At 74.6% G+C, this 5,776-nt stretch carries 7 protein-coding genes; 2 read left to right on the top strand and 5 right to left on the bottom strand.

The genetic code is table 11. From position 1 onward, the window contains the following. Nucleotides 1–963, top strand: a 963-nt coding sequence (locus tag HMPREF3105_RS05490; RefSeq protein WP_141762439.1) for a DUF3418 domain-containing protein, incomplete at its 5' end; no start/stop codon positions are given. A gap of 24 nt (nucleotides 964–987) precedes the next feature. Here the strand turns inward: HMPREF3105_RS05490 and HMPREF3105_RS05485 are convergent. Together HMPREF3105_RS05485 and HMPREF3105_RS05480 are read right to left on the bottom strand one after the other, a co-directional pair. Next, nucleotides 988–1,416 carry an HIT family protein gene (locus HMPREF3105_RS05485; protein ID WP_036316605.1) on the bottom strand — a complete coding sequence of 143 codons (429 nt, stop codon included), beginning with the start codon at nucleotides 1,414–1,416 and terminating at the stop codon, nucleotides 988–990. Between the two features lie 44 nt (nucleotides 1,417–1,460). Further along, on the bottom strand, nucleotides 1,461–2,588 hold the full coding sequence (locus HMPREF3105_RS05480; RefSeq protein ID WP_041104327.1) for a sulfurtransferase: 1,128 nt from the start codon (nucleotides 2,586–2,588) through the stop codon (nucleotides 1,461–1,463). Nucleotides 2,589–2,699: 111 nt separating this feature from the next. Between HMPREF3105_RS05480 and HMPREF3105_RS05475 the strand changes: the two genes are divergently transcribed. Then, nucleotides 2,700–3,146: a Fur family transcriptional regulator gene (locus tag HMPREF3105_RS05475; protein ID WP_041104325.1), complete on the top strand. Its 447-nt coding sequence runs from the start codon at nucleotides 2,700–2,702 to the stop codon at nucleotides 3,144–3,146. Nucleotides 3,147–3,170: 24 nt separating this feature from the next. Here the strand turns inward: HMPREF3105_RS05475 and HMPREF3105_RS05470 are convergent, their stop codons facing one another. The 3 genes from HMPREF3105_RS05470 to HMPREF3105_RS05460 form a co-directional block, all read right to left on the bottom strand. Continuing rightward, complete coding sequence (locus HMPREF3105_RS05470; protein WP_070708936.1) at nucleotides 3,171–3,989, bottom strand: metal ABC transporter ATP-binding protein; 819 nt, start codon at nucleotides 3,987–3,989, stop codon at nucleotides 3,171–3,173. Further along, nucleotides 3,986–4,885, bottom strand: coding sequence for a metal ABC transporter permease (locus tag HMPREF3105_RS05465; protein WP_044659229.1), 900 nt, complete (start codon nucleotides 4,883–4,885; stop codon nucleotides 3,986–3,988). Before HMPREF3105_RS05465 ends, HMPREF3105_RS05470 begins: the two co-directional genes overlap by 4 nt. 2 nt (nucleotides 4,886–4,887) lie before the next feature. Next, nucleotides 4,888–5,776: metal ABC transporter substrate-binding protein (locus tag HMPREF3105_RS05460; protein WP_070708935.1), on the bottom strand; the 889-nt coding region annotated here is incomplete at its 5' end.

Raw genomic sequence — 5,776 nt, 5'->3', positions numbered from 1 at the left:
GGGGCCGAGGGACGCCGTCGCCCGGAGGGCCCCGGGCGGTCCGGCGCGACGCCGGCCTTCGAGGAGCGGCACGGGCTGACCTCATGGAGCATCGGCACGGTGCCGAAGACCGTCTCCACCGCGGCCGGGGCGCGCGGCCCCGCCATCACGGGCTACCCGAGCCTGGTGCCCGAGACCACGCCCGACGGCGGCCCCGCGGCCGGCCTGACCGTGGCCCGGTCCGCGGAGGACCAGGCGGCCTGGCACCGGGCCGGGGTGATCCGGCTGCTGCTGGCCACCCTGCCCAGCCCCCAGCGCTACGTGCTGGACCACCTGGACAACAGGGAGAAGCTCACCTTCACCCAGAATCCGCACGGCTCGGTGGACTCCCTCGTCGCGGACTGCACGCAGGCCGCCGTCGACCGTCTCGTCGGGGACGAGCTGCCGTTCGACGAGGCCGCGTTCCGCGCCCTGTTCGACCGGGTGCGGGCCGACCTGATCGACACGGTCTTCGCCGTCACGTCCCTGGTGGAGCAGGTGCTCTCCCGGGCCGCGCAGGTGCGACGCCGGCTCAAGGGCTCGGTCTCGCTCGCCCTCGCGCCGGCGCTGTCGGACGTGAAGGCACACCTCGAGCAGCTCGTGTTCCCCGGCTTCGTGGCCACCACGGGCTGGGAGCGGCTGCAGCACCTGCCGCGCTACCTGCAGGGCATGCTGACGCGCCTGGACCGGTTGGACGCCGGCGGCCACCTGCAGCGCGACGGGCAGCACATGGCGGTGGTGCAGGGGCTCGAGGACGAGTTCGACGCCGCCGTCGCGGCCCACCGCGCCCGGTTCGCGGGCACGCCCGTGCCCGCGGAGCTGGAGCGGGTGCGCTGGCTCATCGAGGAGCTGCGCGTCTCGTTCTTTGCCCAGGAGCTGGGCACGGCGGTCTCTGTCTCCGAGAAGCGGGTGCGTCAGGCGCTCGCCCGGGCCACGCGCGCCTGAGTCGGGCCCGGGCGGCGCGGGCCGTCAGTCCTGCGGGACGACCTCGCCGTGGCCCAGGTCCCGCAGGGCCGCGCGGAGGCGGGCGGCGGCGTCGTCCAGGTCCGCCGGATCGGGGGCGTTGTCCACGCGGGCCAGGTCGAAGTCGGCGAGCGAGGTGGAGGGCCACACGTGCACGTGCAGGTGCGGGATCTCATAGCCGGCGATCATGAGCCCGGCCCGGCGGGCGGAGAACGCCGCCACCTGCGCCTTGCCGATCTGCTGGGCGACCGTCGTCAGGTGCGTGACCAGCGCCGGGTCGACCTCCACCCATTCGTCCACCTCCGCACGGGGCACCACAAGCGCGTGCCCCGGCTGGAGCGGCGCGGCGGACAGGAACGCGACGCACGTCTGGTCCTGCCACACGAAGCGGGCGGGCAGCTCGCCGGCGATGATCCTGCTGAAGACGGTGGCCATGGAGGGTCCTCCTGGGGGTCGGCGGGGCAGGGCCCCGGGGCTCGTCAGTCCCGGCCGGACGCGCCGTCGGGCTCGGGGCCGACCGCGACGGCGTTGGACGGGTCCTGGACCCATGCTGACCACGAACCCGGGTAGAGCGCCACTCCGGGTCGCCCCGCGACGGCCAGGGTGAGCACGGCGTGCGCCGCGGTGATGCCCGAGCCGCAGTACACGGCCACGGGAGTGGCGTCGTCCACGCCGACGGCGTCGAACCGCTCCGCCAGCTCTGCGGCGGGCCGCAGGCGGCCGTCCTCGGCGATGCTCTCCGCCGTGGGCACGTTCCGCGCCCCGGGGATGTGCCCGGCCACGGGGTCGAAGGGCTCGACCTCCCCGCGGTAGCGTTCGGCCGCCCGCGCGTCGAGGAGCAGACCGCCGGAGGCCATCGCCTCGGCGCCGGCCGTGTCCACGACGGGCATGCGGCCCCACGACGGCCGGGCGGTGCCGGGCACCGGGATGACCTCACCGGGCTGCAGGGGCAGGCCCGCGGCGCGCCACGCCTCGAGGCCGCCGTCCAGGAGCACGGAGTCCCGCAGCCCCGCGTGGCGCAGCAGCCACCAGGCGCGCGCGGCGGACAGGCCGTGGTCGTCGTCGTAGACCACGATGGTGTCGCCCTCGTCGATCCCCCACATCCGCACGGTCTCCGCGAACTGGCGCGCGTCCGGCAGGGGGTGGCGCCCCGCCGCCGGACCGGCGTGGCCGGCGAGCTGGCTGGGCAGGGAGACGTAGACGGCGCCCGGCAGATGGCCCTGGAGATAGGCGGCGTGGTCCGGCCCGCCCCCCGTGGCCCGGAACCGGACGTCGAGCAGGATCACCCGGTTCGGGCGGCATCGGCCCGGCTGGGCGTAGGCCGGGCCCCCGGGCACCGGCGGCAGGTCCTCGACGGGGGCCAGGCCGAGCCAGCCGGCCAGCACGTCCACCGTCACCAGGGTGGGCGGCTCGGCGGCCTCAGGGTCGACGCCGTCGATGTCCGCGTCCGGGTCGCCGCCGGCGTCATGGGACGAGGACGGGGCCGCCGTGGGCGCCGGGACCACGCGGCCCTGCCCCTCGTCGACGACGATCAGCGGGTCGGGTCGATCGGGGGCGGCGCCGTCGCGGTCCGGGACAGGGGATGGGTCCGGGGTCTCGCTGTGCACCCGGACACCTTACTCCACGCCCCCTTCGGCGTCGCTGATAACCTGGAGGATGGCCCGCGCGGACCTGTTCCGGACCGCGCGGAGGAGGCGGCAGCCGCCGCAGAAGGAGTCGTGAGCACCGTGAGCGCCCCCGAGCCCAGCCCCCGTGCCGCCCGTCCCCGGGCGACCCGGCAGAAGGCCGCCGTCGACCGAGCCCTGGACCGCATCCCGGACTTCGTGAGCGCGCAGGAGCTCCATGCCCGCCTCCAGGACCAGGGCGAACGCGTCTCGCTGGCCACCGTGTACCGGACCCTGCAGCAGCAGCTCGACGACGGCCTCGTGGACATGCTCCGCCGCGACGACGGCGAGACCGTGTACCGCCGGTGCGAGGACGAGGGCCACCATCACCACCTGGTGTGCCGGATCTGCTGGACCACCGTCGAGGTCACCGCCCCCCACGTCGAGGCGTGGGCCACCGCCGTCGCCGCGGAGCACGGCTTCACGGACGCGGACCACACGGTGGAGATCACCGGTGTCTGCGCCCGCTGCCGGACCGAGGGGCGCACCCGCGGGGCCTGACCATGACCATGGGCCGGGCCCCGGTCAGTGGCGGCGGCCGCCCGCGGGGTCGTCCAGGAAGTCCGCCGCGTCCTCGACCGCCGTGGAGGGCCCGTGCAGGGCGCCCCGGCCGTACGCGATGTCCAGGTTCTCGACCGTGAGCACGTCCCGCGGCGGGCCGGAGGCCACGACTCGCCCGCCCATCAGGACCACGTGGTCCGCCTCCGCGGCCTCGTCGAGATCGTGGGTCGTGTAGACCACGGACACCCCGCGCGTCGGCTCCTCGTGGAGGAGGTCGTCGATCGTGCGGGCGGAGACGATGTCGAGGCCCGTCATCGGCTCGTCCAGCAGCAGCACGTCGTGGTCCTGGGCGAGGCCCTGGGCCACGTAGGCGCGCTGGCGCTGGCCGCCGGAGAGCTGGTCGAGGTGCCGCCGTGCCAGGTCCGCGACCTGCATGCGCTCCATGGCGGCCCGCACGATGTCCCGGTCCTCCCTCCGGAACCGACGGAACCATCCGAGCGTGGGGTATCGGCCCATCCCGACGACGTCGCGCACCGTCACCGGCACGCCCTGGGGCACGCCGATGGACTGCATCACGAAGGAGGTGCGCTGCGAGCGCCGCCGCGGGTCCTCGCCGAGCACCTCCAGCGCACCGGAGGCCGGGTCGCTCAGGCCCGCCAGGGCGGTCAGCAGCGTGGACTTGCCGGAGCCGTTGGGCCCGATCACCGCGATCAGCCGCCGGGCCGGCAGGGTGAAGTCGGAGGGCCGGACGGCCACGTGCGAGCCGTGGCGCAGTTCGAGCGCCCGGGCGACCGCGAGGGGAGGCGTGGCCGCCGCGGCGCCCGCGGGGAAGGACGCGTTCATCGGGCGACCTCCGCTCCGGGCAGGGCCACGACCGGCGTCTCCTGCTCACGCTGCGCGCGCGAGCGCACGTGCCGGCCCAGGAGCGCCAGCACGGCGGCGCGGACGGCGAGCACGACGAAGAACAGCAGGATCGGCATGAGCGCCATGGTGGCCGAACCCGCCGTGCCCAGCCGGTAGCTGAGGGTGAGCCCGGTGACGACGCACGCCGCGCCGATCACGACGGAGACGAGCATCATCTGGGGGACGCTGCGCGTCAGCAGCGCCGCCGTCGCGGGCGGTCCCACGAGGAGGCCGAACACGAGCACCGTGCCCACCGCCTGGAACGAACCGATCACGGCCGCGCCGATCATCACCAGCAGCAGCGTGTGCGTCAGCCCCGGTCGCATGCCCAGCGAGCGCGCCTTGACCTCGGAGAAGCTCAGTGCCAGCAGGGGCCGGTAGAGCAGCAGGGCCAGGGCGATCACCACGACGGCGATGACCGCCTGGGTCACGATGCCGTCCACGCTGACCCCCAGCACATCGCCGAACAGGATCGACGTGAGCGATCCCGTGTAGGAGTCCGACTTGGAGATGATCACCACGCCCAGGGCCATCATCCCCACGAAGAGCAGGCCGATGGCGGTGTCCTCCTTGAGGGTGGTGGCCCGGTGCACCAGCGAGATGCCCGCCATCATGACGACGGCGGCCACCGCCGCACCGAGGTGGGGGCTGCCGCCGGTGACGACCGCCAGGGCGATGCCCGGCAGGACACCGTGCACGAACGCGTCCCCGAAGAAGCTCATCCCGCGCAGCACCAGCCACGTGCCCACGACCGAGCACATCACCACCGCGATGAGTCCGCCGACGAGGGCGCGCTGCTGGAATCCCATCTGGAAGGACTCGAGCAGCCAGTCCATCCTCAGCCCTCCAGCGCGTCGGCGAGGGTGCGGGCGTTGACGAGCATGGCCTCGGCGTAGTCCGCCTCCGGGGTGTCCTTCGGGCCGACGCCGCCCTCGTAGACCTCGATGACCGGCAGGTCGCCAGCCTCTTCGGCCACGATGTCCACGAGGCTGTTGCGCGCGCCCACGGACGTGATCACGGCGTCTGCGCCGCCGTCGCGGATGGACCGGGCGAGCTCGGCGATCTCCTGGGAGGAGGGCTCGCCGTCGGTGGAGCCGCCCGGGACGACGACGCCGGACACGGTGAAGTCGTAGGCCTCGCTGAAGTAGCCGTAGGCGTCGTGGTCCGTGACCAGCGTGCGGCGGTCCTCCGGGACCCCGGCGAGGATCTCCCGGACCTGCGTGTCCGTCTGCTCGAGCTCCCCGCGGACGGTCGCGCCGCACTCGGCGAACTGCTCGTCGCCCCGCTCCTGGGCGAGCGTGTCGCCCATCAGCTCGGCGGCCCTCGCCATGCGGGCGACGTCCATCCAGACGTGCGGATCCTCGGACCCGTGGTCATGGCCCTCGTGGCCCGCCCCCTCCTCGGCGTGGTCATGACCGCCGAAGGGCAGCGGATCCAGCTGGGGCGCCACCTCGACGACGGTCGCGCCGTCCGCCTCGGCGTTGGCGAGGGCGGACTCCATGCCGCCCTCGAGGCCGAGGCCGTTGGAGAACACGAGGCCGGAGGAGACCATGTCCTTCACCTGCGCGGACGAAGCGGAGAAGTCGTGCGGATCATCCCCCGGGCCCATCACCGTGGCGCTGCGGGCGTCGGCGCACGCCACCACGCGGTCGAGCACGGAGCCGAGCTGCGTCGTCGTGGCGACGGCCACGGGCGTGCCCGAGGCCGCGCCGGACCCGGCGCCCGCC

Origin of the sequence: Micrococcus sp. HMSC31B01 (assembly GCF_001816085.1) — a bacterium.
In the GTDB taxonomy this organism is placed as follows: Bacteria; Actinomycetota; Actinomycetes; order Actinomycetales; family Micrococcaceae; genus Micrococcus; species Micrococcus luteus.
The sequence above is the reverse complement of the archived record's forward strand: the minus strand, read 5'-3'. Positions and strand labels throughout refer to the sequence as shown.